Origin of the sequence: Kribbella sp. NPDC051137, assembly GCF_040682535.1 — a bacterium.
GTDB classification, from domain to species: domain Bacteria; phylum Actinomycetota; class Actinomycetes; order Propionibacteriales; family Kribbellaceae; genus Kribbella; species Kribbella karoonensis.
In genome coordinates this window covers 221,117-247,322 of record NZ_JBFBBI010000005.1, presented here as the reverse complement: position 1 = coordinate 247,322, position 26,206 = coordinate 221,117, and the positions used below count along the sequence as shown (strand labels likewise).

At 69.6% G+C, this 26,206-nt stretch carries 30 protein-coding genes; 13 read left to right on the top strand and 17 right to left on the bottom strand.

All coding sequences use genetic code 11. The features are described from left to right. From AB0M51_RS27195 to AB0M51_RS27180, 4 genes are all read right to left on the bottom strand, one after another. Complete coding sequence (locus AB0M51_RS27195) at positions 1–1,812, bottom strand: sugar-binding domain-containing protein (RefSeq protein ID WP_363751038.1); 1,812 nt, start codon at positions 1,810–1,812, stop codon at positions 1–3. Positions 1,813–1,890: 78 nt separating this feature from the next. Then, on the bottom strand, positions 1,891–2,295 hold the full coding sequence (locus tag AB0M51_RS27190) for a hypothetical protein (protein WP_344200507.1): 405 nt from the start codon (positions 2,293–2,295) through the stop codon (positions 1,891–1,893). Beyond that, the gene (locus tag AB0M51_RS27185) at positions 2,292–3,014 is read right to left on the bottom strand and encodes a class I SAM-dependent methyltransferase (protein WP_344200504.1); all 723 of its coding nucleotides are present in this window, start codon (positions 3,012–3,014) and stop codon (positions 2,292–2,294) included. The genes AB0M51_RS27190 and AB0M51_RS27185 overlap by 4 nt, the downstream gene beginning before the upstream one ends. 37 nt (positions 3,015–3,051) lie before the next feature. After that, positions 3,052–3,504: a GNAT family N-acetyltransferase gene (locus AB0M51_RS27180; RefSeq protein ID WP_344200501.1), complete on the bottom strand. Its 453-nt coding sequence runs from the start codon at positions 3,502–3,504 to the stop codon at positions 3,052–3,054. 176 nt (positions 3,505–3,680) lie between these two features. Between AB0M51_RS27180 and AB0M51_RS27175 the strand changes: the two genes are divergently transcribed. Continuing rightward, a complete protein-coding gene (locus tag AB0M51_RS27175) occupies positions 3,681–4,472 on the top strand; it encodes a methyltransferase domain-containing protein (RefSeq protein ID WP_344200499.1) in 792 nt (263 codons plus the stop codon). Here AB0M51_RS27175 and AB0M51_RS27170 read toward each other — a convergent pair. Genes AB0M51_RS27170 through AB0M51_RS27155 form a run of 4 tightly spaced genes read right to left on the bottom strand, consistent with a single transcriptional unit; the run spans position 4,384 to position 8,313 of the window. Continuing rightward, positions 4,384–5,253: an amidohydrolase family protein gene (locus AB0M51_RS27170; RefSeq protein WP_344200497.1), complete on the bottom strand. Its 870-nt coding sequence runs from the start codon at positions 5,251–5,253 to the stop codon at positions 4,384–4,386. The genes AB0M51_RS27175 and AB0M51_RS27170 overlap by 89 nt on opposite strands. Then, complete coding sequence (locus AB0M51_RS27165; RefSeq protein ID WP_344200495.1) at positions 5,246–6,475, bottom strand: hypothetical protein; 1,230 nt, start codon at positions 6,473–6,475, stop codon at positions 5,246–5,248. Before AB0M51_RS27165 ends, AB0M51_RS27170 begins: the two co-directional genes overlap by 8 nt. A gap of 55 nt (positions 6,476–6,530) precedes the next feature. Then, positions 6,531–7,277, bottom strand: a complete 747-nt coding sequence (locus tag AB0M51_RS27160; protein ID WP_344200494.1) for an alpha/beta hydrolase-fold protein — start codon at positions 7,275–7,277, stop codon at positions 6,531–6,533. Beyond that, entirely contained in the window at positions 7,237–8,313 is a 1,077-nt protein-coding gene (locus tag AB0M51_RS27155; RefSeq protein ID WP_344200492.1) for an alpha/beta hydrolase-fold protein, read from the bottom strand. Before AB0M51_RS27155 ends, AB0M51_RS27160 begins: the two co-directional genes overlap by 41 nt. A gap of 64 nt (positions 8,314–8,377) precedes the next feature. Between AB0M51_RS27155 and AB0M51_RS27150 the strand changes: the two genes are divergently transcribed. Beyond that, positions 8,378–8,719, top strand: a complete 342-nt coding sequence (locus AB0M51_RS27150; RefSeq protein ID WP_344200490.1) for an MmcQ/YjbR family DNA-binding protein — start codon at positions 8,378–8,380, stop codon at positions 8,717–8,719. Here AB0M51_RS27150 and AB0M51_RS27145 read toward each other — a convergent pair. From AB0M51_RS27145 to AB0M51_RS27135, 3 genes are all read right to left on the bottom strand, one after another. Further along, on the bottom strand, positions 8,704–9,798 hold the full coding sequence (locus tag AB0M51_RS27145) for a winged helix DNA-binding domain-containing protein (RefSeq protein WP_344200487.1): 1,095 nt from the start codon (positions 9,796–9,798) through the stop codon (positions 8,704–8,706). The two genes, AB0M51_RS27150 and AB0M51_RS27145, sit on opposite strands and share 16 nt — an antisense overlap. Before the next feature lie 209 nt (positions 9,799–10,007). Then, positions 10,008–10,748 (bottom strand): response regulator transcription factor, encoded by a 741-nt coding sequence (locus tag AB0M51_RS27140; protein ID WP_344200736.1) that lies wholly within the window; start codon positions 10,746–10,748, stop codon positions 10,008–10,010. Then, positions 10,745–12,100: a histidine kinase gene (locus tag AB0M51_RS27135; RefSeq protein WP_344200733.1), complete on the bottom strand. Its 1,356-nt coding sequence runs from the start codon at positions 12,098–12,100 to the stop codon at positions 10,745–10,747. Before AB0M51_RS27135 ends, AB0M51_RS27140 begins: the two co-directional genes overlap by 4 nt. Before the next feature lie 180 nt (positions 12,101–12,280). Here AB0M51_RS27135 and AB0M51_RS27130 point away from each other — a divergent pair, with 180 nt between their 5' ends. The 3 genes from AB0M51_RS27130 (at position 12,281) to AB0M51_RS27120 (ending at position 13,860) form a co-directional block, all read left to right on the top strand. Further along, positions 12,281–13,000, top strand: a complete 720-nt coding sequence (locus AB0M51_RS27130) for a M15 family metallopeptidase (protein ID WP_344200484.1) — start codon at positions 12,281–12,283, stop codon at positions 12,998–13,000. Positions 13,001–13,019: 19 nt separating this feature from the next. Then, positions 13,020–13,388: a hypothetical protein gene (locus tag AB0M51_RS27125; protein ID WP_344200482.1), complete on the top strand. Its 369-nt coding sequence runs from the start codon at positions 13,020–13,022 to the stop codon at positions 13,386–13,388. 85 nt (positions 13,389–13,473) lie between these two features. After that, entirely contained in the window at positions 13,474–13,860 is a 387-nt protein-coding gene (locus AB0M51_RS27120) for a pilus assembly protein CpaE (RefSeq protein WP_344200479.1), read from the top strand. Here the strand turns inward: AB0M51_RS27120 and AB0M51_RS27115 are convergent. Beyond that, positions 13,857–14,570 carry a hypothetical protein gene (locus tag AB0M51_RS27115; RefSeq protein ID WP_344200476.1) on the bottom strand — a complete coding sequence of 238 codons (714 nt, stop codon included), beginning with the start codon at positions 14,568–14,570 and terminating at the stop codon, positions 13,857–13,859. The two genes, AB0M51_RS27120 and AB0M51_RS27115, sit on opposite strands and share 4 nt — an antisense overlap. Before the next feature lie 64 nt (positions 14,571–14,634). On the opposite strand from AB0M51_RS27115, the gene AB0M51_RS27110 reads away from it, so the two are divergent. The 5 genes from AB0M51_RS27110 to AB0M51_RS27090 all read left to right on the top strand — a co-directional run bounded on the left by AB0M51_RS27110 (position 14,635) and on the right by AB0M51_RS27090 (position 18,578). Beyond that, a complete protein-coding gene (locus AB0M51_RS27110; protein WP_344200474.1) occupies positions 14,635–15,648 on the top strand; it encodes an ornithine cyclodeaminase family protein in 1,014 nt (337 codons plus the stop codon). Further along, a complete protein-coding gene (locus tag AB0M51_RS27105; protein ID WP_363751029.1) occupies positions 15,648–16,982 on the top strand; it encodes an aromatic amino acid lyase in 1,335 nt (444 codons plus the stop codon). The genes AB0M51_RS27110 and AB0M51_RS27105 overlap by 1 nt, the downstream gene beginning before the upstream one ends. Positions 16,983–17,065: 83 nt before the next feature. Then, positions 17,066–17,368: a metalloregulator ArsR/SmtB family transcription factor gene (locus AB0M51_RS27100; RefSeq protein ID WP_344200468.1), complete on the top strand. Its 303-nt coding sequence runs from the start codon at positions 17,066–17,068 to the stop codon at positions 17,366–17,368. Next, a complete protein-coding gene (locus tag AB0M51_RS27095; RefSeq protein ID WP_344200465.1) occupies positions 17,365–17,838 on the top strand; it encodes an SRPBCC family protein in 474 nt (157 codons plus the stop codon). Before AB0M51_RS27100 ends, AB0M51_RS27095 begins: the two co-directional genes overlap by 4 nt. Beyond that, complete coding sequence (locus AB0M51_RS27090; RefSeq protein ID WP_344200463.1) at positions 17,835–18,578, top strand: SDR family oxidoreductase; 744 nt, start codon at positions 17,835–17,837, stop codon at positions 18,576–18,578. Before AB0M51_RS27095 ends, AB0M51_RS27090 begins: the two co-directional genes overlap by 4 nt. On the opposite strand, the gene AB0M51_RS27085 is transcribed toward AB0M51_RS27090, so the two are convergent. Together AB0M51_RS27085 and AB0M51_RS27080 are read right to left on the bottom strand one after the other, a co-directional pair. Next, complete coding sequence (locus AB0M51_RS27085) at positions 18,571–19,485, bottom strand: ornithine cyclodeaminase family protein (protein ID WP_344200461.1); 915 nt, start codon at positions 19,483–19,485, stop codon at positions 18,571–18,573. The genes AB0M51_RS27090 and AB0M51_RS27085 overlap by 8 nt on opposite strands. Continuing rightward, a complete protein-coding gene (locus AB0M51_RS27080; protein ID WP_344200457.1) occupies positions 19,482–20,063 on the bottom strand; it encodes a hypothetical protein in 582 nt (193 codons plus the stop codon). The genes AB0M51_RS27085 and AB0M51_RS27080 overlap by 4 nt, the downstream gene beginning before the upstream one ends. 82 nt (positions 20,064–20,145) lie before the next feature. Here AB0M51_RS27080 and AB0M51_RS27075 point away from each other — a divergent pair, with 82 nt between their 5' ends. Beyond that, on the top strand, positions 20,146–20,622 hold the full coding sequence (locus tag AB0M51_RS27075; RefSeq protein WP_344200454.1) for a DUF1992 domain-containing protein: 477 nt from the start codon (positions 20,146–20,148) through the stop codon (positions 20,620–20,622). Here the strand turns inward: AB0M51_RS27075 and AB0M51_RS27070 are convergent. Continuing rightward, positions 20,615–22,705, bottom strand: coding sequence for a thiamine pyrophosphate-dependent enzyme (locus tag AB0M51_RS27070; protein ID WP_344200452.1), 2,091 nt, complete (start codon positions 22,703–22,705; stop codon positions 20,615–20,617). The two genes, AB0M51_RS27075 and AB0M51_RS27070, sit on opposite strands and share 8 nt — an antisense overlap. A 145-nt stretch (positions 22,706–22,850) precedes the next feature. Here AB0M51_RS27070 and AB0M51_RS27065 point away from each other — a divergent pair, with 145 nt between their 5' ends. After that, the gene (locus AB0M51_RS27065; protein WP_344200451.1) at positions 22,851–23,513 is read left to right on the top strand and encodes a hypothetical protein; all 663 of its coding nucleotides are present in this window, start codon (positions 22,851–22,853) and stop codon (positions 23,511–23,513) included. 7 nt (positions 23,514–23,520) lie between these two features. On the opposite strand, the gene AB0M51_RS27060 is transcribed toward AB0M51_RS27065, so the two are convergent. Then, the gene (locus tag AB0M51_RS27060; RefSeq protein ID WP_344200448.1) at positions 23,521–24,384 is read right to left on the bottom strand and encodes a hypothetical protein; all 864 of its coding nucleotides are present in this window, start codon (positions 24,382–24,384) and stop codon (positions 23,521–23,523) included. 59 nt (positions 24,385–24,443) lie between these two features. After that, on the bottom strand, positions 24,444–25,235 hold the full coding sequence (locus AB0M51_RS27055) for a sigma-70 family RNA polymerase sigma factor (protein WP_344200445.1): 792 nt from the start codon (positions 25,233–25,235) through the stop codon (positions 24,444–24,446). Between the two features lie 163 nt (positions 25,236–25,398). On the opposite strand from AB0M51_RS27055, the gene AB0M51_RS27050 reads away from it, so the two are divergent. Beyond that, complete coding sequence (locus AB0M51_RS27050) at positions 25,399–26,109, top strand: NIPSNAP family protein (RefSeq protein WP_344200443.1); 711 nt, start codon at positions 25,399–25,401, stop codon at positions 26,107–26,109. Positions 26,110–26,206: the final 97 nt, after the last annotated feature.

The window sequence follows — 26,206 nt, the reverse complement described above, 5'->3', positions numbered from 1 at the left end:
TCAAGCTGACTCCTTCTCGTAAGCCGCCTGGCGTTCCTGGATCGCCTTGATCCGGGGGACGTCGAGCTTGTTGCTGCGGTCGAAGTTGTAGATGCCGTTCTCTTCCTGGAAGACGTCCGTCAGCTGGGTGTAGCAGTAGCCGAACATCAGCTCGTTGTCGAGCAGTGCGTCGATCAGGCCGGCGAAGCGGACGTAGAAGTCCTCCTCGTTCGCGACCCGCTGACCGTAGCCCCAGGAGTCCGCGGAGTTCCCGGTCTTGCCCGCGGCCGCCTTCTCCGCGTTCCACCAGATGCCGCCGAACTCGCTGCAGAAGTACGGCTGGCCGTCGTACGCGAGGGAGATCGGCTTGCCGTCGTGGCGAGTGTTCCCGTACGGCTTGTCGTTCACCAGGTCCGCCATCTGCTTCGCGAACTCGGCCGGGTCCTGCTCGTAGTTGTGCGAGTCCCAGACGTCGGTCTCGGGGACGCGGTGGCTGTAGCCGGAGGCGTCCAGCACCGGGCGGCTGGTGTCCGCGGCCTTGGTGGCCAGGAACATCGCGCGGGTGACGTCGTCGAGCTGGGTGATCCGGTCGTGCAGCAGTTGGTGCGTCTCGTTCAGCGGGCACCAGCCGACGATGCTCGGGTGGCTGTAGTCGCGCTCGACGGCCTCGAGCCACTGGCCGACGTACGTCGCGGTCGGCTGCTGGTTGTCGTTGCCGGTGTCGCCGACGCCGGAACCCCAGTCGCCGAACTCGCCCCAGACCAGGTATCCGAGTCGGTCCGCGTGGTACAGGAACCGCTCCTCGAACACCTTCTGGTGCAGGCGGGCGCCGTTGAACCCGGCCGCGAGGCTGAGCTCGATGTCGCGCACGATCGCCTCTTCGGAGGGCGCCGTCATCAGGCTCTCCGGCCAGTACCCCTGGTCCAGGACGAGCCGCTGGAAGACGTGCTTGCCGTTGATCAGGATCGCCTTGCCGTTGATGCTCACCGACCGCAGCCCGGCGTACGAGTCGGCGCCGTCCAGCACGTTGCCCTCGGCATCGATCAGCTCGAGGCGTACGTCGTGCAGGTGCGGGTCGGTGGTGTCCCAGAGCCGGACGCGCTCGGCCGGCACCTGCAGCGTCAGGCGCGGAGCCAGGTCCAGGTCGGCGCGGACCTCGGCGGTGGTGATCTCGCCGTCGGCGTCCTTCAGGGTCGCCTTGATCTTGTGGCCGGGCTTGTTCGCGGAGACCGGTACTTCGAGGTGGAAGCTGGAGCCCGCGACGTCCGGGGTGATCCGCGGCCGCTTCAGGTGCACCGTCGGTACCGCTTCCAGCCAGACGGTCTGCCAGATGCCGGTGGTACGGGTGTACAGGCAGCTGTGGTTCGCGTACAGCTGGCTCTGCTTGCCGCGGGCCTGCGGGCCGCGGTGCGTGTCGCGGGCGCGGACGACGACGGTCGCCTGCTCGCCGGGCTTGGCGACGTGCCGCAGGTTCGCGCTGAACGGGGTGAACCCGCCGCGGTGCCGGACGACCTCCTCGCCGTTCACCCAGACGGTCGCGTCGTGGTCCACGGCCTGGAAATGCAGTACGGCGTCCTTGCCGTCCCACTCGGCCGGGATCGTCACGGTGGTGCGGTACCAGACCGCCTCCATGAAGTCGACGTCCTCGATCCCGGACAGCTCGGTCTCCGGGGCGAACGGTACGACGATCCGCCGCTCCAGTTCACGCTCCCGCAGGCCGCGCTCCAGCCCGGAGTCCGACCGGTCGATCTCGAACTGCCACTCGCCGTTCAGGTTCAGCCAGTCGGGCCGAACGAACTGCGGGCGCGGGTACTCCGCACGAGGCTGGGTCATGAACTCTCCCGTGGTGCTGATCTGGTAGGGGCAGCAGCACTTTACAACGTTGGAATAGCCCGGGCAACGGCCCGTCGGTCAGCCTTCGGGGCAGGGGAGGCCGGAGCCGTCGAGGCCGTCGCTGGTCTGGGTGGGGGTGTCGACGAGGACGAGGGTGCCGCCGGCGACACCGAGGAACGCGCCGATCAGCAGTACGGCAGCCAGCGCACCGGTCAGCAGGCCGCATCGTTGCAGGTAGACGACGAAGCAGGCTCCAGCGGCCAGGCAGAGAACGATGCCGACGCCGGTGACGGCGCCGACGTGCGGAAGTGGTGGGACCTTCTCGCAGTGGCTGGCGACGACGGTGACCAGCCATTCGTGGCGCTGGTGCCAGCGGAACCAGTACGCGAGCGCGGCGGCGGCGAGCGCCAGTACGCCCGCGAGGCCGACGGCATGCCGGCGGCTCGTCGACCTGCCCGGTCGAAGAGCCTGGTGGTCGCTCATGCCACTGCGTTCCGGAAGAGCGCGGCGTTGAGGAAGCCAGGTGCGAAGGTGCCGTCGCGATCCTCCTGGACGGCGCGGAGCTCGACCGGGGTGAAGACACCGAAGATCGCGCGGAGGTCGTCGAGGGTGAACGCCATCCCGCCGTACGTGTCGCCGGTCGCGACCACGTCGAGGTCGCTCGGGGCCTCCATCCGCTCGGCCGCGAACGTCACGATCCCGAACCGTCCGCCCGGCCGGACGAGCGGCAGCACGCGCTGCAGGTAGGTGATCCGCCGGTGCGGCGCGATGTGGTGGAAGCACCCGGAGTCGTAGACCACGTCGTACAGGCGGTCCGGCAGCGGATCCCGCAGTACGTCGGTCGTCGTCAGCGTGACCGAACCGGGCATGGCCGGCCGCAGCTGGTCGAGGAGGTCCTTCGCCAGGTCGATGCCGTCGACGATCGCCCCTCGCTCGGCGAACCACCGGGTGTTCCGCGCGCCGCCGCACCCGACGTCGAGCACCCGGGCCCCTTCGAGGTCGCCGAGCAGCCCGCGCTGCTCCCAGTCGACCAACGGCTCGTCGGGCAGTTGCGTCGCCAGCGGGTGCCCCGGCGTGGTCAGCAGACCGCTCCAGTACTCCGCGGCCGACGCGTCGGACCGGTCACCGCGACCGCTCGTCGCCACCACTCGATCCAAGACTTCCAGCAACTGGTCAACGGTGTGAATCCGAGTGTCCGTCACTCGCCGATTCTACTGTAGAACAGGGCGATTCCCGTCCTCAGAGCGCCTTTCCGTAGCAGCGGGTCCGGGGCTCGTTGACGTACTTGCCCCATGGCGCTATGCGTGCGTAACCGCTTGATTCGTAGAGGGCGATGGCTTCGGGCTGACGCTCCGCGGTGCTCAGGCGTAGGAACGGATGCCCGGCTGATCGGGCCGCCGCTTCGACCTGGGCCAGCAATCTGCGCGCATGCCCGCGACCGCGGGCGGCTGGTGTCACGTACACCCGCTTGATCTCCGCGTCTCCGGGATGAGCAGTGCCCGGGCCGAAGACCTGCAGAGCGCCGCACCCGACAGCCTGTCCCTCGTCGTCGAGCGCGACGAAGTACCGCGCACCGTCCTTGACCTGTGTCCGCCCCTCGGCGCCGTTCCGCACGACGAGCTCGTCGAACGCGGCCTTCAACAGGACAGCCAGTTCCGGGTCTTCCGCCGGCCGTTCGTCCACGTGTGCCATCCGCCAAGAAAATCAGATGAGGACGGGCCGCGCGACCGAATACCCTGCCGCCGATGTCGTGTTCCTGAAGACGTAGGCAGGCCCACGGCCGGCTCCGAGCGGAGTCGGCCGACTCGGTCGTGCGTACGTCGCGCTTCGACAGTTCTGCCGATTCGCGAGCCTTCAGGAGCCTTGCTGTGCCCGAATTTGTCCTGCGCACCATCGACGGCGCCACCGATCTCCTCCTGGAGGAGTTGCGGGCGATGCGCTCGGTCCGTTCGATCCAGGAGTTGTCCGCCGAGACCGTCGCCTGCACGGTCGAGGGGCCACTCGACGAACTACTCACCTGCGGTCTGTACTTCTCTGCCGGTTCGCTCACCTGGATGCGGCGCTTCGGTCGGCTTGAACGGCTGCCGTGGTCGACCAATCCGGTGGTCGCCGAGGTACTCGTCCGGTTGGCGAAGATCCGGCCCGGCCACCGGGTGGTCGACCCGTTCTGCGGAACGGGAACCATCCTCCTCGCAGTACGCCGTCGTGCCCCGGAGGCCCGGATCGCCGGAACGGACCGCGATCCGCACGCGCTCCGGATCGCGTCGCGCAACGGAGTCCAGGCTCTCGCCAGGGCGACGGCCGGCGCTCTGCCCTTCAAGGAGGCGAGTGTGGACCGAGTCGTCACGAATCTCCCGTTCGGGAAACAGGTCGGTAGTCACCACGACAACTGCGTTCTGTACCCCGAGGTGCTCGCCGAACTCGACCGTGTGCTCACCGCCGACGGCCGTGCGGTCCTGCTGACCGAGGACAAACGTCTCCTCGAGGCAACCGTTCAACGGCAGCCTGGACTAAAGGTCGTCCGTCGTCGGCTCCTCAGGTACAACGGCGCCACGCCGACCATCTACGAGCTCACTCGTAGCCGAGCAGGCGGGCGCCGTTGTCCCAGCACACCGCGCGGAGCCAGTCGTCGCCGAGGTCCAGTGACTCCAACGACGTGAGCTGTACGGCGTACTCGTACGGGATGTTCGGGAAGTCCGACCCCAGCACGATCCGGTCCTGGACGTCGCGCAAGCGTGGCACGAGGTCCCGCGGGAACGGCATCATCGCCTCGACGAAAGGCGTCAGCGCCATCGTCGTGTCGAGGTGCACGTTCGGGTACGACGTCAACGCGAGATGCTCGGCGTACTCCGGCATTCCCAGGTGCGCGATCACCGCCGTCAGCGAAGGATGCCGCCGCAGTACCTCGCCCATCGGCCCGGGGCCGGTGTGCCGCCCGGGGATCGGGCCCGATCCGCAGTGCACGACGACGGGTACGCCGGCCTCCGCCAACTGTCCCCAGACGTCGTCCAGCTCACCGGACCGCGGGTCGTAGCCGCCGACCTGCACATGGACCTTGAAGATCCGCGTCCCCAACTCCAGGGCCTCGCGTACATAGGCGGCGGCGGACGGTTCCGGGAAGAACGTCCCGCTGGACACGCAACCGGGTGTCACGGCGGCGAAGTCCCGCGCCCAGGAGTTCAGCGACTCGGCCATCCCCGGCTTGTGCGGGTAGACAAGCGCCGGAAACGCCCGTACACCAAGGGATTCCAGCGTTTTCAGCCGTTCTTCCACCGAGGTCCGGTAGGTGATCGGCCACTCGGTCCCGTAGTGCGTCGACGCCTGGTCGAAGTACGCCCAGACCGCGTTCAGCACCCGGTCCGGCAGGAAGTGCACGTGGACATCGATCAACCCGTCGAGCCCGAGTCGCCGCCACCACGCCGGTACGTCGGAGTCACGCATCGGCGACCCACAGGTCGGTGAGGCCCTTGAAATGCGCGAAGAACTTGTCCTGCTCGTGCACCGGGTACGTCGCCGCCACCGTCTCGCGCAGCACCCGCTCGAAGTCCGGGCCCGCCACCCAGTCCCGGACCCGCAGGTCGAAGTCGCCCAGATGACTGGCGCACCACTCGTGGTACTTCGCCGTCTCGAAGTGCTCGTCGGCGAGCTGCAGGTAGCCGTCGAGCTTGGCGTCGTAGTCGAGGTCGGGGTTGTCCGCGATCTCGAAGTACCGCTCGGTGTGCAGGTCGACGGACGAACGCCGCCCGGTCGCGAGGCAGAACACGGACCACTTGACGAGCGCGCTCAACGCCCACGGGAAGTAGTAGTGCAGCGAGGTGACCGCGACGTCCGGGCACGCGTTGGCGTAGTCGATGGGATACACGTCGTCGCCGGCCACCAGCATCTCGCAGGAGTTGAACTCCCAGCCGAAGAACGCGTTCACGATCCGGCTGATCGCGACGGTCTGGTGCCCGGCCGAGGGTGACAGGAAGTCGTGCGAGACGGCGTACCGGTTGTGCATCGGCTGGTCCGGGCGGAAGTCCATCACCATCGTCTCGGCGCCGATCGACAGCGCCCGGGCGAACTTGTCGTAGTCGACGGTGGCCTGCAGGTGCATCAGCATCTCGCCGGACTCGTCGTACGCGCGATGCAGGTCGTCGGCGTTCTCGATCCGGGACACGCCGCGCCAGCCGCCGCCGTCGAACGGCTTCATGTAGAGCGGATACCCGAGGTCCGCGGCCAGCGCGTCCAGGTCGAAGGGCTGGTTGTACGTCGCCGACGTGTACGCCCAGCGCACGTTGTCGACCGGGTTCTTGTACGGCACCAGGACGGTCCGCGGGATCTTCAGCCCGAGGCGGAGCATCGCGCAGTACGCCGAGTGCTTCTCCATCGACTGGAACGTGAACGGGGAGTTCAGCAGGTACGTCCCGTTCATCAGCGCGGCCTTCTTCAGCCACTCGCGCGGGTGGTAGTACCAGTACGCGAGCCGGTCGATCACCAGCCCGACGCGCACCGGGTCGTTCAGGTCGAACGGCTCGATGGTCAGCCGGCGGGACCCGAACTCGTGCTCGCGCCCGTCGATCGTCACCGGCCCGACCCGCTGCAGCAGCGCCTCGAACGCCTGCGGCCAGTCCTCCTCGGCCCCGAGCAGCAACCCGATCAAATGCCGCGAGCGATCAGCCACAGTCGTCCTCCGTACGTCGGCGTCCTTCGAGGGTAGGTACGTTCCCGCGTCCCGTCTAACAGAACCTCGGCAGGTGATGCGCGATCTGCTGCCGCCACCACGGCCAGTCGTGCGCGGCGTCGTACCCCCAGACGTCGAGCTCGTGCGGGATGCGCCTGTCCTCCAGCAGGGCGGCGGTCTTGAGGGCCGACGGCAGGGAACCGGTCGGGTTCGTCTCCCAGTCGCCCTGCCCGACCGTGAGCAGGACGAACAGCCGCGACCGCAACCAGTCCAGGTGGTCGCCGGACAGGCCGGGCAGATAGTCGGCCGGGTTGTTGAAGTACACCGCGTCGCCGCGCTCGCCCCAGCCGTGCCAGCTGGCCGCGTCGTAGTTCCCCGACTGGCAGATCGCGACCGGGAACAGGTCCGCCCGCTTCAACGCGAAGTTCAGCGCGTGGAACGCGCCGAGGCTGCAGCCGGTCGTGACGATGTCCGACACGCCCGGCGAGTCCGTGCCGATCATCGGCACGACCTGGTTCACGATCCAGGACTCGTACAGCTCGTGCCGCCGCGCGCGGAGTTCCAGCTGGATGCTCCGGTCCGACCAGCTGACGTGGTCGTAGGAGTCCACGCAGTACAGCTTCACCCGCCCCGCCTCGATCAACGGCGCGACCGCGTCGACCATGCCGTTGTTCTCGTAGTCCCAGGCGCGGCCCTGCTCGCTCGGGAAGACCAGCACCGGGCGGCCGAAGTGGCCGTACCGGATCAGGGTGCCGCGGCGGTCAAGCCCCGGCGCCTCCAACTCGACCTGCTCCCGTTCCATCGGCCCCACCCCAGGTCTGTCGCAGTAGCTCCGTCAGCTCAGGATCCAGCACATCCCGCCAGGCTGTGAAGTTGTGCATGTCCGGAGTTTCGTCGAGCACGACGGACAGCCCGAGCTCGGCCAGCCGGGCGGCCATCACCCGGTTGTTGTGCACGTTCTCCTCGGTCGTCCCGGCCGTCATCGCGACCGGCGGCGTACTCGGCGCCGCGGTAGCGGACAGCACCTGCTCGACGAACCCGGTCACCTGGGCGTAGTACTCGAACTTCGCCTCCTGCGGATCGGTCTCCGGCGTGAAGAACGAGCCCGACTGCAGGAACAGCCCGGAAAACGTGTTCGGAAAATTCCATTCGGCGTGCAGCGCGGCCAGCGCCCCGAGGCTCGCGCCCATCAGCACGGGCCGCCGGCTCCGGTACTGCGCCCGCACGGCCGGTAAGACGTGTTGCACGAGCGACGACGCGTACAAAGGATTCGCGGCGTACCAGAGGTTGCGTGAGGTAGGACGGACCAGCGCCAGGCGGAACGGCGGGAGGCCGCCCGACCCGACCAGCGCCCCCGCGTAGTGCGTGAGCCCGGCGTACGACGCGAACTCGGGCCCGTCGTGCGACAGCAGCAGCGGCAGCTCGAACTCCGGCGCGATCCCGTCCGGCGCCCACACCTGGACGTCGACCGGCCCGACCGGCGACTCCACGGTGAGCGGCGTCAACGTCGACGGAAGAGGCGGTACGGCGATCCACGCCGGCTCGACGTATCCGGGCAACGGCAGCCACGAGTGGTCACCGAACGCGCCGCCGACCATCCGCGGGTTGGTCGGATCGGTCCGCATGCCGAGGTCGGCGATGTCGAACAGGTACTCCATCCGGTGCACCGACGGCCGCGGCAGCCGCAGCTCCCAGCCGTACTCGACCGGCTTGAACTCGAGCAGCTCCGCCGGAAGACCCAGCTCCTGCCACAACCGTACGCCGGTGAACGCATGCGCAGCGTCACCGAGGCGGAACACCACCTCGGCCCCTTCGACCGCGCTCACAACTGCAGGCATCCAACCAAGGTAGCGGCGGAAACACTGACAACCCCTGTCAGCGACGGGTTCTAGGCTTGACAGCGTGGTAGATCTCACCAACATCCGCGAAATCACCGCGGACCTGCCCCGCAGCTACGAGGTGCTGGTCCGGGACCGGATCAAGTTCCGGGTCGGTCAGATCGTCTACCTCGCGGTCGCGCCCGACGAGCAGACCATCGGCCTCGGCTTCCCGCGCGAGGAACGCGCCGCCGCCCTGGCCGCCGAGCCGGACAAGTTCCTTCCGCCGCGGCCGTCCGACGAGCGCTATCAGTGGATCGAGCTCAACCTGGCGGCCGTCGACCACGACGAACTCCGCGAACTCATCCTCGACGCCTGGTCGCTGTGTGTCCCGAAGAAGGTGCGCGCCGCCTACTTCGGCGACTGACCCACGACGACCGGGGTGCCGGCGGTGCCGATCAGGCCGAGCAGCTCAGTGGCTTCGGCTTCTACCGCTGTTTGTTCGGCAGTGGTGAGCGGCCGATGCGGGGTGACCTGCAGGCTCTTACCGCGGTGGTGCCGCCAGTCGGCGGTGTAGTCGCCGTCGATCAGTACTGTGCCCATCGCGGCACCGTTGCCGGGCGGAAGCGGCACCGGACGTTCGGCCGGGTTCACACGTCGGCGGTCGGCGTGCGAGAGCAGGAGGTTGTCGTACTCCGGGAGGAACCGGACCGGGGCGGGCGTCTCCGGGTCGGGCAGCGGACCGTCGGGCACGTCGTACAGCTCCCGCCCGTCCTCGTCGGCGTACACGCGCAGCCCGGGCCGCAGCCGGTCCACCACCTCACGCAGCTTCGTCAGCCCGGACCACATCTGTACGTCGGCCACACTCGCCGGCCCGAACGCCGCCAGATACCGCAGGACCAGGTCGTCGATCGAAGGATCCGGCACCGGCGGACGGCCCAGCCAGCTCTCGATCGTCTGCAGCGCGGCCGGCCCGGTCTTTCCCCACACCCCGCGCGGCGTGACCTGGACCGTGCCGGTCAGGTAGCTCACGGCGTAGGCGAGCGCGTTCGCGTCCCAGTCCGGCCAGCGCTCGCCGATCACGTCCCGGAGCCGCGCCCGGCTGTACGGTTCCCGGCTCAGCAGCTCGGCGCCGTAGGCAACGACCGCGTCGACGTCCGCGCCGGCGAGCTGCTTGCCGAACGATCCCCGGAGCCCGCGGTCCGCGACCGGATGCACGAGCCGCCACATCATCAGACAGTCGTCGGCGGTGACCAGATGGATGGTCGCCCGCAGCAACGACGCCCGTACGGCCTGCCGGGACATCATCAGCTCGGATAGCTCGGCCGGGTCGAAGTTCTCCAGCCGGGACCACAACGCGACGTACGCCGCCAGCGGTGCCTGCGCCTGCAGGCCCACCAGCTGCTCGATCAGCCCGGCCGCCGTTCCGGGCTCACGGCGCAGCAACTGCTGCCGCTGCAGGAACGCACGATTCAGCTCGCGCCGGCTGAGCACCCGGGTAGTCACCGCGACAGCCTACGAAAGCGACGGCCGGTCATCCTCAGGTAGTAGTCCAGAACCATCCCGACGACCGATGGGTACGCCGCCTCCGCGACGCACTCTTGAAGTATGACCGGGGACTTCCTGCCGCAACGCCAGAAGGCGTCGGCGCTCAGCCAGATCGTGACCGTCGTACTGATCCTCGTCGCCGCCGCGGTGACACTCTGGCTGTTCCTCTAGGACTCCCACCGCACATCGGCCTCGCCGGGCCGCACTACTCCGGCCTCGTACGCGACCACAACCGCCTGCACCCGGCTCGACAGGCCGAGCTTGGACAGCACCGAGCTGACGTGGGTCTTCACGGTGGTCTCGCTGACGAACAACTTCGTCGCGAGGTCGCGGTTCGACAGGCCACGGGCCATCCACACCAGGATCTCCCGTTCACGTTCACTCAGCTGCGCCAGCAGTCCGACCCATCGCGGATCAGGCTGCGCCGGCGCGGCAACCGTCGTACCGCCGTCGACCTGGCGCTCCAGCTCCATGCAGCGCTCCAGCAGCACCCGGGTCGACGCCGGGTCGACGAGAGAGTCGCCCCGGTGCACCGCGCGTACGGCGGAGACCAGCAGGTCCGGGTCCGTGTCCTTCAGCAGGAACCCGGAGGCCCCGGCCCGGACCGCGGCCAGCACGTACGCCTCGTCGTCGAACGTGGTCAGCACCAGCACGGCAGGCCGTGACCGCCCGGCCGCGCGGTTCGCCGACGTGATCCGCTCGGTGGCGACCAGCCCGTCCATCACCGGCATCCGGATGTCCATCAGCACCACGTCCGGGTCGTACCGGTCGATCAGCCGGAGCGCCTCCTCGCCGTTCTCGGCCTGCGCGACCGTGGTCAGGTCCGGCTCGTGGTCGAGGATCATCGCCAGCCCCATCCGGATCACCCCCTGGTCGTCGGCGACCAGGATCCGGATCGGCTCGCTCACTTCTGCGGCGGCAGCCATGCCTGCACTCTCCATCCACCTAGCGGGCCGGCCGCGACGGCGAGGGTGCCGCCGACCGCTGTGGCCCGTTCCCGCATCCCGATCAGTCCGTTGCCGCGACCGCTCTCCTTGCGGCGCGCCGTCTCCAGTACGTTCACCGGCGGCGGGCCGCCGTTCCCGTTGTCGTCGATGGTCAGCAGCTCGCCCTGCGGCCCACTCTGCCAGGTCACCCGCGCCGCGGTGGCCTTCGCGTGCACCATCACGTTGGTCAGCGCCTCCTGGATGATCCGGACCGCGGTCAGGTCGGTCGCCGAGGTGAGCTGCCGCTGCCGGGGCGGCAGCTCCATCGTGACGTCGATCCCGACCGCCTTCAGCCGCTCGCCCATCCGCGCCACGTCGGCCAGGTCCGGCACCGGGGCGGTCCCGCCGCCCGAACCGGTGTCGCCGGCGATCTGCGGCGAGGCGGTGTTCAGCACCCGGACGGTCTCCCGCATCGCGGTCAGCGCCTCCTTGCCGCTGGCAATGATCCAGCGGATCGCCTCCCGCAGTACCTCGGGTCGCTGGTCGGCCACCCGGTCCGCGGCCTGCGCCCGGATCACCACCGCGCTGACGTGGTGCGAGATGACGTCGTGCAGATCGCGGGCGATCCGGGTCCGCTCGGCGACCGCGGCCCGCTCCGCCTCGACCGCGCGCAGCCGGACCAGCTCGGCGTTCCGCTGCTCCAGCAGCGCGACCGACTTCCGGCGCCGGCGGGTGTCCGCGCCGAGCAGGACCATGCCGCAGATCAGTGCCTCGGCGAACACGAAGAGTGAGATGTCGATGTAGGTGTACAGGCTGCCGAGGTCGCGGGGGAGAGCCTTGTACCGCGGGCCGCGCAGGACCAGCCGGTTGACGTGGCTGAGAACGATCGCGACCACGGTCGGCAGCCCGATCATCAACCCGGCCAGGCTGCCCATCGTGAAGAACAGACAGGTGAACCGCCGGACGCCGGCCGACGCCGCGAGGTAGCCGACGACCAGCAGCGGGACCAGGTGGATCTCCGACTGCAGCGCCGCGTCGCTGATCTCCGGCTGCCCGAAGATCGTCAGCCCGAGCTGGGCGGCCAACCCGGTGCCGACCGCGGCGTACATGAACGGGTACAGCACCGAGACGATCACCAGCATGGTCCGGGGGATCCGCCGCGCGAACGCGACCGTGGCGACCAGGAACACCCCGGTGACCACCGACACCGCCGGGTTGTGCGGGCGCAGCCAGGTCCCGTTGATCAGGTTCAGCGCCACGAACCAGACCGCCCCGACGACCGCAGCGACCAGCAGATCCTGCTGTCCCTGCGTAAGCCGCCGCCACAGTCCCATCACGTCGCCCAGCGTAGTCAAGTGCTGTTTGCCGAAGCTTCATCTGGGCGGAGGGGTGTTCTCTCCAACTTTTGGAGGAGGCTCGGCGTCCGAACTGATACTCAGGGGCTACAGCTAGGGCCGCAGGACGGTCCCTGGGACGGATGCGCCCACCGCCCTGATCACGAAAGGCTGTACCCCATGACCGACCACCACCTTCCGGACCGCCGTAGGACGGGGCGGGTGCGGTTGCTGTCCGTGACCGGTGTGGTGGGGGTCGGTGCGGTCGTCGGGTCGCTGCTGCTCTGGCACCAGCAGGTCGGGGACGCCCTCGGCCTCGGCGCCGACGAGCGGCCGGTCGTGTCGACGAACAGCGCGCCCGCGTACAGCGCGCCGCCGGAGACGGTGGCGCCGACGCCGACGGCTCGCCGTACGACGAGGACCCCGTCGCGGACCACCACGAGTCCGACCACGAGTCCGACCACGACGACGACCACGAAGCCGACGAAGAAGCCGACGCAGGTGCCTCGCGAGGAGGACATCGACGCGCTCTCCCCGAAGCTCCAGGCCCGGCTGAAGCGGGCGTTCGCGGCGGCGAAGGCGGCCGGCGTCCCGATCCGGATCAACTCCGGCAAGCGCAGCGCCGCGAAACAGCAGCGGCTGCTGAACGAGGCGATCAAGAAGTACGGCTCCTACAAGGCGGCGACCCGCTGGGTGCTGCCGCCCAAGTACTCCGCCCACGTGCTCGGCAAGGCCGTCGACATCGCTCCGGCGGCCGCGATGACGTGGCTGGACAAGAACGGCTGGCGGTACGGCATCTGCCGCCGGTACGACAACGAACCCTGGCATTTCGAGGCGATCACCACGCCAGGGACGAAATGCCCGCCGCGTGAACCACACGCGGTGGCAGCAGCAGACTGACTACTTGGGGGATACCGAGATGACCATGACCTACGCACAGCCCTTGACCCGGCGCTACACCCGCGCCCGGCTCGCCGTACCCGCTCTGTGGCGGCAGGTGATCCGGACCGGCGACAAGCCCGAGCACACGATGACGGAGCCGGACCGGTCCGCGCACACCCAGCTGGAGATCTACGACGGCGTCCTGGCCGCCTTCGAGCGCCGCGACGAGGTGGCAGCGGTACTGCGTTCTGCCGCCGATCGTCCGGCCGCCGTACGCCGGCTGCGCGCCGAGTTCGGGCTGAGCCACCTGCAGGCGACCACGCTGGTCGACCTGCCGCTGACCACCGAGTGCCGGGACCGGATCGCCCGGCGCGCCGAGGAACTGCGCACCGCCCTGCACCGCTGATCGAAACATCCCGCGCGAGCCGCATCTCGGTGGTGGCGGCTCGCGCGGACCTGCGGTATTTGCGTGCCGTGGGGAGGATGGAACCGTGATCACGATCGAGCAGGCCGGACGACTGCGCAAGGCCGGGGTGCTGTGGAACCCCGGCGCCGGGGACCGGTTCGTCGTACCGGACCGGGACATGGACGAGGACGTGTTCGTGGTGAGTGACATGACCGTCGAGGTGCACGACTACCAGGGCAGCAAGGTGATCGGCTTCAACGGCACGACCGAGTGGGCCCTGGACAGCATCGAGCAGCGCGAGGTGATCTGGCTTCCGCGCGAGGAGCAGTTGCGCGCCCTCCTCGGGCCGCGCTTCCGCTCCCTCGAGGCCACGCCTGACGGCTACCGGGTCACGCTCACCGAGAGCGTCCACACCGCCCCGGACGCCGAACAGGCCTACGCCGAGGCGGTCATCCACCTACTAGGGGCCTAGACGCGCCAGTACTGCTTCTTGTCCCTGTCCTTCACCGTGTAGCCGAGGTTCGTCAGCTCGTCGCGGAGCTCGCGCAGGTCCGCCTTGCCCTTGTCGCCGTCGTCGAAGGCCTTCGAGCGGATCTTGAGGATCGCGTTCACAGCCGGCGGCAGGTCCGGGTCGTCCTCGATCCAGCGCCGGAACTCCGCCTCGTGCGGGTCGCCGGCCTCGGACCACGGGTACCCGTGGGCGCGGAACGCGGCCGCGATCTTCGGCGTCTCCGACTTGAAATGGTCGTGCTTCTCACGGGCCAGCTCCCGGGAGCTCGCGTCCTGGAGGACGATCTCCTTGCCTTCCAGGAAGGCCACCGACACCTTCTCGCGCGGCACCGTCACGGTCTTCTGGTGCTTCAGGAACTCCACCGACCGGTTGTCGATCGTCACCCGCAGCGTGTCGTCGAGGGCCATCCCGGCCAGTACGACGCCGCCCACCAGCCCGACGACGACGCAGATCACCACCACCCACCAGCTGTCCCACGCGGCGATCAGCCGCAACGGACCCTGGAACGGCACCCACTCGTGCCGGCCGGCCCAGTGCGCGATCCGCGGCAGGAAGAAGCCGAGCACCAGGCCGGCCAGCGGCAGCCCGCCGTACAGCAGCGCCTTGTCACCGGCCGAGTGCCCGATCACGGTGCAGTTCGGGCTGTTCGGCGTACCCGTGGTCGACCCCATGCAGCGAACGTAACGTGCACGCGCGAGACTTAAGTATCGATCGACGGCAACCGAAGGAGCCTGCGTGTCCGAGGGAATCTGGCTGCGCTTCCTGAGCGGCCCGGACATCGACGCACTCGGTCTCACCCGGCTGGAGATCGTCGACGCCGTCGAGGAGGCGGTCCGCGAGCACGGTCTCGGGCGGACGGCGTTCGAGCCGCGGGTGCACCTGACGCCGGACAACGGCGGCATCGGGCACTTCAACATCCTCCGCGGGCATCTCGACGGGCTCGGCGAGCACGGCATCAGCGGCGTGAAGGTGGTCGGCGACTTCGTCCCGAACTATCTGAAGGGCCTGCCCAGCGAGCTCGCGATGGCGACACTGTTCGACCCGACCACCGGCGTACCGCTCGCGGTCCTGGACGCGACCATGATCACCGCGGCCCGGACCGGCGCGATGACGGCCGTCGGCGCGCGGCACCTGGCCCGCAGGGACAGCAAGATCCTGGCGCACGCGGGCGCCAGGGGTACGGCGTGGTGGAACGTGATCATGCTCGACGACCTGCTCGACTTGGACGAGATCCGGGTGACGTCCGCGCGCCCGGAGTCCCGGGAGAAGTTCGCCGCCGACCTGGCCGCGGAGCTGTCCACGCCGATCCGGGTGTGCGCGACCGCGGCGGAGGCCTTCGACGGCGCCGACGTCCTCGTCGAGGCCACCCGTCTCAGCGAACCCGAGCCGCTGCTGCGTACGGCGGCTGTCCGGCCCGGTGCGTTCGTCGTACCGTACGGGACGATCTCCGCGGTCGAGCTGGACCTTCTCGACGTGATGGACAAGGTGGTCGTCGACGACTGGCGGGAGGCGCAGTCCGGGCGGTTCGGGTCGCTCCGCCGCCACGTCGACACCGGTCGCCTGTCGCCGGACACCCTGTACGCCGAGATCGGCGAGATCGTCGCCGGCCGCAAACCTGGCCGCGAAACCGCCGCCGAACGCACCCTGTTCTGGCACCGCGGCCTGTCCCTCCTGGACGTGGCCATCGCCCACCTGATCCTCCGCCGCGCAGAATCCGCCGACGCCGGCACGATGCTGCGGTTCCACTGATGCTCAACGAGCCCGCTGAGCTCCATCCGGCCGACCTGAACCCGATCGAGCTGGCGCCACCGCTGCTCGCGCGGTTGGCCGGCATTCGCACGCAAGCCCTCCGCGCCCTCGACTCCGGCGACCCCGTGTACGGCGTGAACACCGGCATGGGCAACCTGAGCAAACGCCGGCTCACCTCTGAGGAGCAGAGCCGCCACCAACGCAACCTGCTCCGCGGCCGAGCAGTCGGCGGCCCTCCGTGGCTGCCGCCCGACGAGGCACGCGCGGTCCTGATCGGACGCTTGCGCACCTTCCTCACCGGCGACGCGGCGGTGTCGGTCGAGCTGATCCAGCAGTTGGTTGCCCTGATCAACAGTGGCCAGACCCCGGACATCCCCGCCGAGGGCGCCGGATCGGCCGGCGAGATCATCCCGCTGGCGCACGCGTTCGCATCGCTCGATCCCGGTCCCAAGGAAGGTATCGCCCTGCTGGCAGGCATTCCCGGGGCGACCGGTCGCGCAGCCCTCCATGCCGCACGAGTCCGTCGGCTGGCGGACCAGCTCAGCGAGGTGGCTGCCGCGGCAATCGCGGTGGTGGGCGCGAACCGCGACCCGTACCAACCTGTGGCAGGCCGCGGCGACGACCAACTCGCCGCCGAGCTCACCCGACTGCGGGAACTGGCCGGACCGGAACCGGACCCGCGCAGCCTGCAGGCGCCCGTCTCGTTCCGCGTCGCCGGACAGGTGATCGCGCATGTCCGGCGAACCGTCCAGCAACTCGACGACGCGGTGCAGCGGGCGTTCGACGGCGTCACCGACTCACCGGCCTTCCTGGACGGCGAATTCGTCGGTACGGCAGGCTTCCACGGCCTCGACCTGACGGCGTACTGCGACCATCTGACCGCAGCTCTGGCCCACGCGGCCGAGGTCTCCACGGCCCGGCTGCACCGCCTCCTCGACCCAACCGTGACAGGTCTGACAGCGCAGCTGGCCCGCGATCCCGGACCGCAAGCAGGCCTGGTGGCCGTCCACAAACGCGCGGTCGCCGTCACCCATCGGTTCCGCCGCCTGACGTTGCCCACGGCAATCAGTACGGCGGAGACGTCCAACGGTCAGGAGGACGTACAGACGTTCTCCTGGGAAGCTGTCGGCAACCTCGCCGAGGCGATCCGCCTGACCCGTGAAACCACCGCCTGCGAACTCCTCGCCGTCCGCCAGGCCTTCGCCCTCTCCGAACGCCCCGTCCCGCCGGCCCTCCGACCACTCCTCCGAGCGGTCGACGCCGTCGTACCCCCGATCGACGCCGACCGCCCCTTCGGCGAAGACCTGACCGCGCTCCTCACGAACGTGCTCTAGGGCGTGCACCCGCTTGACAGTGCGATCGGTCGATGGGCATCCTTAACCGCATGGTTTCAAAACCAGTAGGTTATGAAGATGGATTGACCGGTGTCTTCGCGGCGCTCGCCGATCCGACCAGGCGGGCGATCCTGACCCGGCTGAAGGGTGGTGACGCCACGGTCGCCGAGCTGGCGGCGCCGTTCAGCATGTCGCAGCCGGCTGTGTCCAAGCACCTGAAGGTGCTCGAGCAGGCCGGGCTGATCAGCCGCTCGCAACGAGCGACTGCCCGCCTCAGCCACCTCGAGGCCGAGCCGCTCCGGAGTGCGGTCGGCTGGCTGATGGACTACCGCGCCTACTGGACGGAGAGCTTCGACCGGCTCGACGACCTGCTGGAGGACCTGTGAAAGTCATCGCGGAGCCCGGCTCGCCGCAGATCGTCGTCCTCCGGGAGTTCAACGCCCCGCGGGCGTTGCTGTTCCGCGCATACACCGAGCCCGACCTGGTGAAGCGCTGGCTGGGCCCGGCCGGGCTGGAACTCGTCGTCAACCAGTTGGACCCGCGACACGGCGGCCGCTGGCGCTGGACGCACTACGACGCCGCGGGCAAGGGCTACGTGTTCCACGGGCTGTACCACGGTGAGCCGACGCCGGAGCGAATCGTGCAGACGTACGAGTTCGACCAGGCGCCCGGCACCGTCTACCTGAACTTGATCACCTTCGACGAGGCCGACGGGGTCACCACCCTCACCCAACGGACCGTGTTCTTCGCGGTCGAGGACCGGGACGTGTACGTCGCCGGCGGGATGGAGCGCGGCATCCGCGCGTCCATGCAGCAGCTCGCGGACCTCGTTGCCGAACTGGAGGAAAACCCATGATGCTCAACGGAAAACACGCCATCGTGTACGGCGCGGCCGGACCGATCGGCGGAGCCGTCGCGCGGGCGTTCGCCCGGGAGGGCGCCACCGTCCACGTGGTCGGCCGTACCGTCGAACCCCTCGACCGCCTGGCCGGTGAGATCCGCGCCGCGGGCGGCACCGCCGAGGTCGCGGTCGTCGACGCGCTCGACGAGCAGGCCGTCGACCGGCACGCCGCCGTCCTCGACCGGATCGACATCTCGTTCAACCTGATCGGCCACAAGCAGTACTTCGGTACGCCGCTGATCGACATGTCCCTCGCCGATGTCGAGGAGCCGGTGCGGAACATGCTGCGCACCTTCTACCTGACGTCGCGGGCGGCCGCCCGGAGGATGATCGAGCAGCGCTCCGGCGTGATCCTGACCTTCGGCGGGTACGGCGACCCGGCCGCGAACCTCGGCGGATTCCAGGTCGGGTTCGGCGCGGTGGAGGCGCTCCGCCGCAGCCTCGCGCGCGAGTTGGGCCAGTACGGCATCCGCGCCGTTACCCTGCAGACGAACGGCATTCCGGAGTCGAATCCCGACACGTACCCCGAGGACTTCCGTCGTGAAGTGGCCGAGCACACCGCTGCCGCGACCATGCTGAACCGCGCGGCCACCCTCGCCGACGTCGCGGCCGCGGCCACCTTCGCCGCCTCCGACCACGCCGCGTCGTTCACCGGCACCGCCCTCAACCTCACCGCGGGCGCCGTCGTCAACTGAGGAAGTCGATCGCCTGCCCGTCGTGCTGTGCCGCCTGGTAGACAGGCCAGGCGATTGCGAGATCCTGCCAGGGAAGGCCGACGGGCGCGTAGACCGTGACCTCGTCCGCTCGCCGCCCGTCGGCCGCTCCCGTCAGCACCTCGGTCAGCGTCGCGTGGGCGGCGTCGGCAGCCAGTCCAACGTTGCCCAAGGCCCCCATCTTCGCGACGAGCGCGCGGTCGTCGACGATCACGCGGGCCGCGGACAGCAGATCGGCCGACAGCTCCACCTTCCCCGGCTCGTCAGCGCCCAACGTCGTCAGATGCAGCCCCGGTTTGAGATCGGCTGCGGTGAGCAACGGCTCCCGCGACCAGGTGGCGAGGATGACCACATCCGCAACGGCAGCCACCTCTTGTGGACTACTCGCCACCGCACCCGGAATCCCTTGCCTGGCAAGGAAATCGGACGCCCGATCGGCGTGCAGGTCATGGACCACGAGCCGGGTGACCTCGGTGAGGCCGGCAACAGTCACCGCTGACTGCGCCCCGGCGCCCACGACTCCGACGACTGTCCCGGAACTCAGCACATCGGTGGCGAGTGCGGCGGCCAGCCCGGTGCGATAGGCGGTGAGGGTGGAGCTGTCCATCAGCGCCAGCAGCGTGCCGTCCGCCAGATCGTGCAGGCAGACGACGCCGCGCAGCGCGGGCGTCGCGCCGGGGAACTTCGCGTTGACCTTCACGGTGTACGCCGGGATCCCCGGGATCAGCCCCGGCAGCAGCGCGGTCGCCGTACCGGGACCGGGCAGATCGGTCCGGATCCGCAGCGGCTCGATCGGGCTCGCGTGCCGGAATCCGTGCCGCAGGGCGTCCAGCACCGCGGGTACGTCGAGTACCCGCAGGATGTCCGACCGGGTGAGTAGTACCGTCACGGGCCCGGCGGGATCTTGTGATCGGAGTACAGGTCGGCGATCGGGATCGGCATCCGCCACAGGTGCGTGTCGGGCTGGATCATGCCGTGCCGGACGGCGATGAAGCGGAGCATGCGGAGCGGGCCGGCGATCAGCACGAAGGCCAGCGGGAGCTCGACCAGGAGTGCGCTGAGCAATGCCTGCGTCAGGTCGTCGCCGCGCTGGCTGGTCATCACGTCCACCCAGGCGTCGCAGATCAGCAGCACACCCGAGGCGAACGCGGTCGGGAACACGAACTGCTTGCGCTTCCAGCCGCCGATCGCGGTCAGCAGCAGCATCGTGAGCAGCAGGATGTCGAACCCGACCCAGGTCGCGCCCCAGTTCCGGGCGACGTAGTGGTCGGGCAGGGTGAGCGCCAGGTACACGGTCCACGGGACCAGTACCGCGACGCAGACCATGATCAGCACGGTCCGCCACCTGCGGATCCGCTCGATCGTCCGCCGGGACGGCAGCCCGCCCGGTCGCGGCACGAGCCGCAGGATCAACGCCCGCCGCTCCGCCGGCGTCATCGCCGCGATCTCTTCGTCGGTCAGCTGCACATCTCCGAGTATGCCTTGTGATTGCATTCACAAACTTGGTATGCTGAGATTCACAGGCAACTCCAAGGTGAGGTGCGGACCCATGACCGAGCGCAAGCCACCGGGCATGAAGACCCAGGACTGGGTCGAGGCCCAGATCAAACGGGCCCAGAACGCGGGCGAGTTCGACGACCTGGCGCAGGCCGGGAAACCGCTGCGGCTGGCCGACGGGCACGACCCGGACTGGTGGGTGAAGGACTTCATCCGCCGGGAGAACATCGAGACCGACGCGCTGCTGCCGTCGGCGATGCAGCTCCGCAAGGAGAAGCAGCAGATCCACGAGAAGGTCCGCGGCATGCGCCGCGAGTCCGAGGTCCGCGAGTACCTGGCGGAGCTGAACAACCGGATCCGGCTCGCGATCCGCGACACCACCGGCCCGGTGGTGCCGACCGGACCGGTGAACGAGGACGCGGTGATCGCCCAGTGGCGGATGGAACGCCCCGCCCGCGAGCAAGCCGCCCCGCGCCCGGCACCGCCGAAGCCGCGGAAGAAGTCCCTCTGGCAGCGCCTGTTCAGCTGAGCAGATCCCGCGCGGCCGCCTCGATGGCCTGCTCGCTGAGCAGTACTTCGTGGGCGGCCGCGCCCAGCGGGACGTACGAGTCGTAGCTCGTCACCCGCGCCAGCCGTCCGGCGTACCCGTGGTCGATCAGGGTGGCCAGGACGCCCTCGGACACCCCGCCCGACCGGCGGGTCTCGTCGGCGACCAGCACCTTCCCGGTGCGGTTCGCCTCGCGCAGCAGGTCCTCGACCGGCAGCGGTGCCAGCCAGCGCAGGTCGAGGACGCGGATCCCCGGCACCCGCGCGGCCACCCGGAGGCTCATCGGTACGCCGTTCCCGAACGTCACGATGGTCAGCCCGGTGCCGTCGCCGTACGTCCGTCCGCGCCCGATCGGCACCGGCTCACCCGGGTACGGCGCCAGCCACTGCTCGTCGCCGTCGGCGTACAGGTCGCGCCGGTGGTAGAGCGCGATCGGCTCCAGGAACACGCTCACCGCGCCGGTCGCCCGCGCCGCGGCCGCGCACGCGTGCAGCATCCCGGCCGCGTCGTCCGGGCGGGACGGCGACGCGATCACGATGCCCGGGATGTCCCGCAGTACGCCGATCGCGTCGTCGTTGTGGAAGTGGCCGCCGAAGCCCTTCTGGTACCCGTACCCGGCGATCCGGAGCAGCATCGGGTTCGCGTACTGCTCCTGCGAGAAGAACTTCAGCGACGCCGCCTCGCCGCGGAGCTGGTCCTCGGCGTTGTGCAGGTATGCGAGGTACTGGATCTCCGGGATCGGCAGCAGCCCGGACACGCCCGCGCCCAGCGCGAGACCGAGGATCGACTGCTCGTCGAGGAGCGTGTCGAAGACGCGGGGCGGCCCGTACGCCTTCTGCAGCCCGCGGGTCACGCCGTACACCCCGCCCTTGCGGCCGACGTCCTCGCCGAAGACCATCGCCTCCGGGTAGGACTTCAGTACGTCGCTCAGGGCGCGGTTGATCGACTGGCTCAGCGTCAGGCGCTCGGCGGTCGTGGTGGGCCGGGGAAGCGCCTCGGCGACGGCGGCCGCGGACGGGAAGCGGAGCGGGGCGGCGACGGCCTCGGCGGAGGTGAGCTGGGGGAGCCCGGCGACCTCGGCCGCGATCCGGAGCGCCTCGGCCTGCTTGTCCTCGTACAGCTCGACGATCTCGTCCGCGGTGTAGCCCGAGCCGAGCAGGTAGCGCGCCGTACCGAGCAGGGGGTCCAGGTCCTCGTCCGCGGCCAGTTCCGCGGCGGAGCGGTACGCCGTTTCCACGTCGGAGCCCGCGTGGCCGAGCAGGCGGACGGTGCGCAGCCGGAGGAACGCCGGGCGCCGGTTCCGCCGTACGAACGTCGCCGCCTCCGTCGCCATCGAGAGTGCGGCGTCCAGGTCAGTGCCGTCCGCGTCGAAGTACCGCAGGCCCGGGCGGGAGCCGTACGCCTGCCGGATCCAGCCGTCCGGGGTGCGCACGCTGATGCCGATCCCGTTGTCCTCGCAGACCAGCAGCAACGGCATCGGCAAGCCCTGGTACGACGCGTGCAGCGCCGCGTTGATCGCGCCGGTCGCGGTCGAGTGGTTCGCGGACGCGTCGCCGAAGCTGGTCACCACGATCGCGTCGTCCGGCCACGGCGACGGTACGCCGAGCTTGTGCGACCGGTTCAGCGAGAACGCGACGCCCATCGCCCGCGGCAGGTGCGACGCGATCGTCGACGTCTGCGGGATCACCGACAGCTCGTGCCGGCCGAACACCTTGTGCCGGCCGCCCGCGATCGGCTCGCTGGTCGCCGCGGCGACACCGAGCAGGATGTCCCGCAGGCCCTCCTTGGATCCGCACTGTGCCGCGCGGGTCAGGTAGAACGCGCCGGAGCGGTAGTGCAGCAGCGCCGGGTCGGTCGGCTGCAGGGCGGCGGCGACGGCTGCGTTCCCCTCGTGGCCGGCCGAGCCGATCGTGTAGAAGCCGGTGCCCTGGGACTGCATCCAGCGGGCTGCCAGGTCCGCGTGCCGGCTGCCGAGCTGAGCGTCGTACAGGCCTCGAAGCAGCTCTGCGTCGTGCTCCCACGGGGCCGGTGCGAGGCCGCGGACGCGTTCGGCGAAGGTCCTCATTCCAACCATGATCCGGGAAGCGGCCGCCGATGACAGCAGCGACCACGAGTTGAACAGATCACGCGGGGAACCGGGGCGACGGGTTGTTCGTTCACCCGGCGAGGGGGACTCTGTGGGGTGTGGTGACGGTGAGTGAGCTGTGGTGATGCACCTTTCGCGGGCAGTACGGCGGGTGGGTGTCGCGGCCGGTCTGGGGGCCGGGACCGCCGGCGCGATGGCTGGTGTCCTGCTGCTCGGACCGCTGGCCGCGTCGATCCTGCTGGTCGTCGTGTTCCTGCTGGTCTGGCCGTTGGCCGCGGTGGTGCGGCACGTGACGGAGGAGGCGCCGTACGGTTCGGCGGCGGTTGTCGCGGCGACGGCGGCGGGCGCCGTGCTGTGCCTGCCGGGGCTGGTGCGGCTGCTCGCCTGGGGAGCACTCGGTGTGACGGCGGGGCTGATCCTCGCGGTGTTGTTCGTGCTGATCGATCTCGTCGTACCGGATCGGTCGGTGGGCCGGCTGTCGCCGCGGAAGACTCGCCGGCGGCGGAACCTGGAGCGGCTGACCGACGCGCAGCTTGCTGAGGACGAGAAGCTGATCGCGTCCCTGCAGTGCCCGCTGTCGATCGCCGAGCTGTGCGGGGTCTGGTCCGAGACCGCGACCCAACTGGCTCACGGCGCCGGTCCGCGCGACCGCCAGGCAGTCGCCGAGGTCCGCCGGATCTGTCTCGACGAGTTCGAACGCCGCAACCCGACCGGCTTCCACCGTTGGCTCGACGCCGGCGCCCCCGCCAACCCCAGCCGCTACCTGCTCCCCATCCCCGGCGAGTAACCCCGCCCTACAGCCGGTTGTAGTGCTTGCGGGCTTCGCGGCTGTGTTTCTGGGCCTCTCGGGCTTCGCGACGGGCTTCGTCGAGTTCGGCGCCGAGTCTGTGGACGAGCGCCTGCGCCTCCGAGAGAGCGTCCCGGGCGTCGTCCAGCTGCTTGTCGAGGTCCTCGACCTGCGCCTCGGCTTCCTGCGCCGCGGCCACCGCCTCCTCGAACGCGCGCTTGGCCTCCGCCTTCGCGGCCGCCTCGCGCTCCTCCTGCTCCTGCCGCTGGCGCTCCTTCTGCTGCTTTTCGGCCGTGACGTCTTGCTCTTCAGCCTGCCGCGCCGCCCGCCGGTCCCGCGCGGCCTGACGGCGCTCGTCGGTCAGCGGCGTGACGTTCGAAGGCTCTCCGTTCTCATCAACGACCCCGAACCCGACATGGCGCAGCGCACTGCTCAACCGCCCCTCACGCACAGCGTCTCCGGCCGCCGGATCCACCAGTGCGGCATCCAGCGTCTCCCGAAGCTTCTGCCCGACGTCAGCACTGACCTTCTGCCCCGCCTCCCCGGCCAGCCGGGCAGCTTCCTTCGCCAGCTGATCCAGCAACTGGTGCCGCCGCGGCGTCAGCTCCCGCAGCCGCTCGCCGTCCAGGTCCGCCGTCGCCTCCCGGAACTCGTCCCCGAGCGCCAGCAGGTCGTCCAGCTGGTCGGGCAACTCCCGGGCGACCAGATTCGCGATCCAGGCCGCGACCGTCGGCTTGCGCAGCGCCTTCAGCCGCGTCGACCCGAGCGGGTCGCCGTCCGCCTTCAGCTGCTTGGCCAGCTCGTTGCGAGTAGCAATGAAGTCGGCCGTCGGCGCCGCGTAGACCGCATCCGCCGCCTCCTCGAAGTCCACACCCGCGACGCTACCGCACCGAAGAACGGGTAGTACCCGCCTCGCGCGCCACCCGACCACTACCCGTTCTTCGGTACGGCCTCCGCCAGCTCGGACCGGAGCGTCTCCAATATCCCGCGGAGCAGCCGGGAGACCTGCATCTGGCTGACGCCGAGCTCGTGCCCGATCTCTTCCTGGGTGAACCCGTTGCAGAACCGCAACTGCAGGATCCGCTTGTCCCGGTCGCCGAGGTTCGCCACCGCCGGCGTGAGCCGGTGCACGTCCTCGACCAGTTCGTAGCCGGGCTCGGCGTCCGCCACCGTCTCCAGCAGACTGGTCCCGCCCTCTGTCGTCCCGGGCGCGTCCAGCGACAGCGTGCTGAAACAGCCGCGCACCGACGCCGCCTCGGCGACCTCGGCCGGATCGGTGCCGAGCGCCTGCGCGGTCTCCTCGTCACTCGGCACATGACCGAGCCGCTGGATCAGCTCCGGCTCCGCGGCCGCGATACTGCCCTGCATCTCCTGGACCCGCCGCGGCGGGCGGATCGTCCACGCACAGTCGCGGAAGTACCGCTTCAGCTCACCGCGGATCGTCGGTACGGCGTACGACAGGAACGCCGTCGCCGCGTCCAGCCGGTATCCGTTGGCGGCCTTCACCAGGCCGAGGTACGCGACCTGTTCGAGGTCGTCGGCGTCGACGCCCTTGCTGCGGTAGCGGGAGGCGATCGAACGGGCCACCGGCGCGTTCAGCAGCACCACCTGATCGAGACAGGCCTGGTGGCGGGGATCGGGAACGCGGTCCGCCTCGAGCAACAGCTCGTGGGTGGCGTCGGCGATGCTCTGCTTGGACTCTTCGATTGCTGCGATCGTCACGGGAGGTACCTCGTCGTGTCGTCGTGCAGGGTGGCAGGGGGCTCGACCACTGCCTCCACCAGATCAAACTCGCGGAGCGCTTTCAAGTACTGGGCTGTTACGGGTGTTTCAAACGACTGTCGCCTGACAGTAACTGTCAGGTTTCGGTGGTTGGGTCTTCACCATGAACGAGTGCTGCGCCGTTGTGGACCTACGCCAGTACACGCTGCGTCCTGGGCAGCGGGACACCTTGATCGAGCTCTTCGACACGTACTTCGTCGACGGGCAGGAAGCGACCGGGATGCACGTCGCCGGCCAGTTCCGCGATCTGGACAACCCGGACCGGTTCGTCTGGATCCGCGGCTTCCGCGACCTGCCCGCGCGGGCGGACGCGCTGAACGCGTTCTACTACGGGCCGGTCTGGCGCGCGCACTCGGCGGCGGCGAACGCGACGATGATCGACTCGGACAACGCGTTGCTGCTGAAGCCGGTCCGGCTCGGACCGCCGTACCCGGTGCTCGACGCGCCGCGATCCGGCAGTACGGCGTCGGTGATCGCCGGCGCGGTGCATCACCGCGGCGCGGCGGACGACGGGTTCGTCGAGTACTTCGAGGACCGGGTCGTGCCGGTGCTGACCGCGACCGGGGCCGAGCCGGTCGCGGTCTTCGAGTCATTGGTTGCCGAGAACAACTTTCCGCAGCTGCCGTTGCGGGACGAGGTGGTACTCGCCTGGTTCGCGCGTTTCTCCGGGACCGCGGCGTACGACGAACATCGGCGGCAACTGACCGCGTCCCGGACCTGGCAGGAGCAGGTGCTGCCCGAACTGGTCTGCCGATCGACGAAGCCGATGCAGGAGCTCCGCCTGAGTCCGACCGCGCGATCCCAGTTCCGGTAAATACGTTGCGGGGCCCGGGACGGGCGGGCATCCTGGGTTGGCCGAGCGGCGACAAGCGCTGCCTGGACCTAAGGAGGGCTGACGGATGGCCATCACT

Bases quoted from the DNA above. Each gene is read 5' to 3' on its own strand.
- AB0M51_RS27195 (WP_363751038.1), bottom strand. From the start codon at position 1,812: ATGACCCAGCCTCGTGCGGAGTACCCGCGCCCGCAGTTCGTTCGGCCC.
- AB0M51_RS27190 (WP_344200507.1), bottom strand. From the start codon at position 2,295: ATGAGCGACCACCAGGCTCTTCGACCGGGCAGGTCGACGAGCCGCCGG.
- AB0M51_RS27180 (WP_344200501.1), bottom strand. From the start codon at position 3,504: ATGGCACACGTGGACGAACGGCCGGCGGAAGACCCGGAACTGGCTGTC.
- AB0M51_RS27170 (WP_344200497.1), bottom strand. From the start codon at position 5,253: ATGCGTGACTCCGACGTACCGGCGTGGTGGCGGCGACTCGGGCTCGAC.
- AB0M51_RS27160 (WP_344200494.1), bottom strand. From the start codon at position 7,277: ATGGAACGGGAGCAGGTCGAGTTGGAGGCGCCGGGGCTTGACCGCCGC.
- AB0M51_RS27155 (WP_344200492.1), bottom strand. From the start codon at position 8,313: ATGCCTGCAGTTGTGAGCGCGGTCGAAGGGGCCGAGGTGGTGTTCCGC.
- AB0M51_RS27135 (WP_344200733.1), bottom strand. From the start codon at position 12,100: ATGGGACTGTGGCGGCGGCTTACGCAGGGACAGCAGGATCTGCTGGTC.
- AB0M51_RS27130 (WP_344200484.1), top strand. From the start codon at position 12,281: ATGACCGACCACCACCTTCCGGACCGCCGTAGGACGGGGCGGGTGCGG.
- AB0M51_RS27125 (WP_344200482.1), top strand. From the start codon at position 13,020: ATGACCATGACCTACGCACAGCCCTTGACCCGGCGCTACACCCGCGCC.
- AB0M51_RS27115 (WP_344200476.1), bottom strand. From the start codon at position 14,570: ATGGGGTCGACCACGGGTACGCCGAACAGCCCGAACTGCACCGTGATC.
- AB0M51_RS27105 (WP_363751029.1), top strand. From the start codon at position 15,648: ATGCTCAACGAGCCCGCTGAGCTCCATCCGGCCGACCTGAACCCGATC.
- AB0M51_RS27090 (WP_344200463.1), top strand. From the start codon at position 17,835: ATGATGCTCAACGGAAAACACGCCATCGTGTACGGCGCGGCCGGACCG.
- AB0M51_RS27075 (WP_344200454.1), top strand. From the start codon at position 20,146: ATGACCGAGCGCAAGCCACCGGGCATGAAGACCCAGGACTGGGTCGAG.
- AB0M51_RS27070 (WP_344200452.1), bottom strand. From the start codon at position 22,705: ATGAGGACCTTCGCCGAACGCGTCCGCGGCCTCGCACCGGCCCCGTGG.
- AB0M51_RS27065 (WP_344200451.1), top strand. From the start codon at position 22,851: ATGCACCTTTCGCGGGCAGTACGGCGGGTGGGTGTCGCGGCCGGTCTG.
- AB0M51_RS27050 (WP_344200443.1), top strand. From the start codon at position 25,399: ATGAACGAGTGCTGCGCCGTTGTGGACCTACGCCAGTACACGCTGCGT.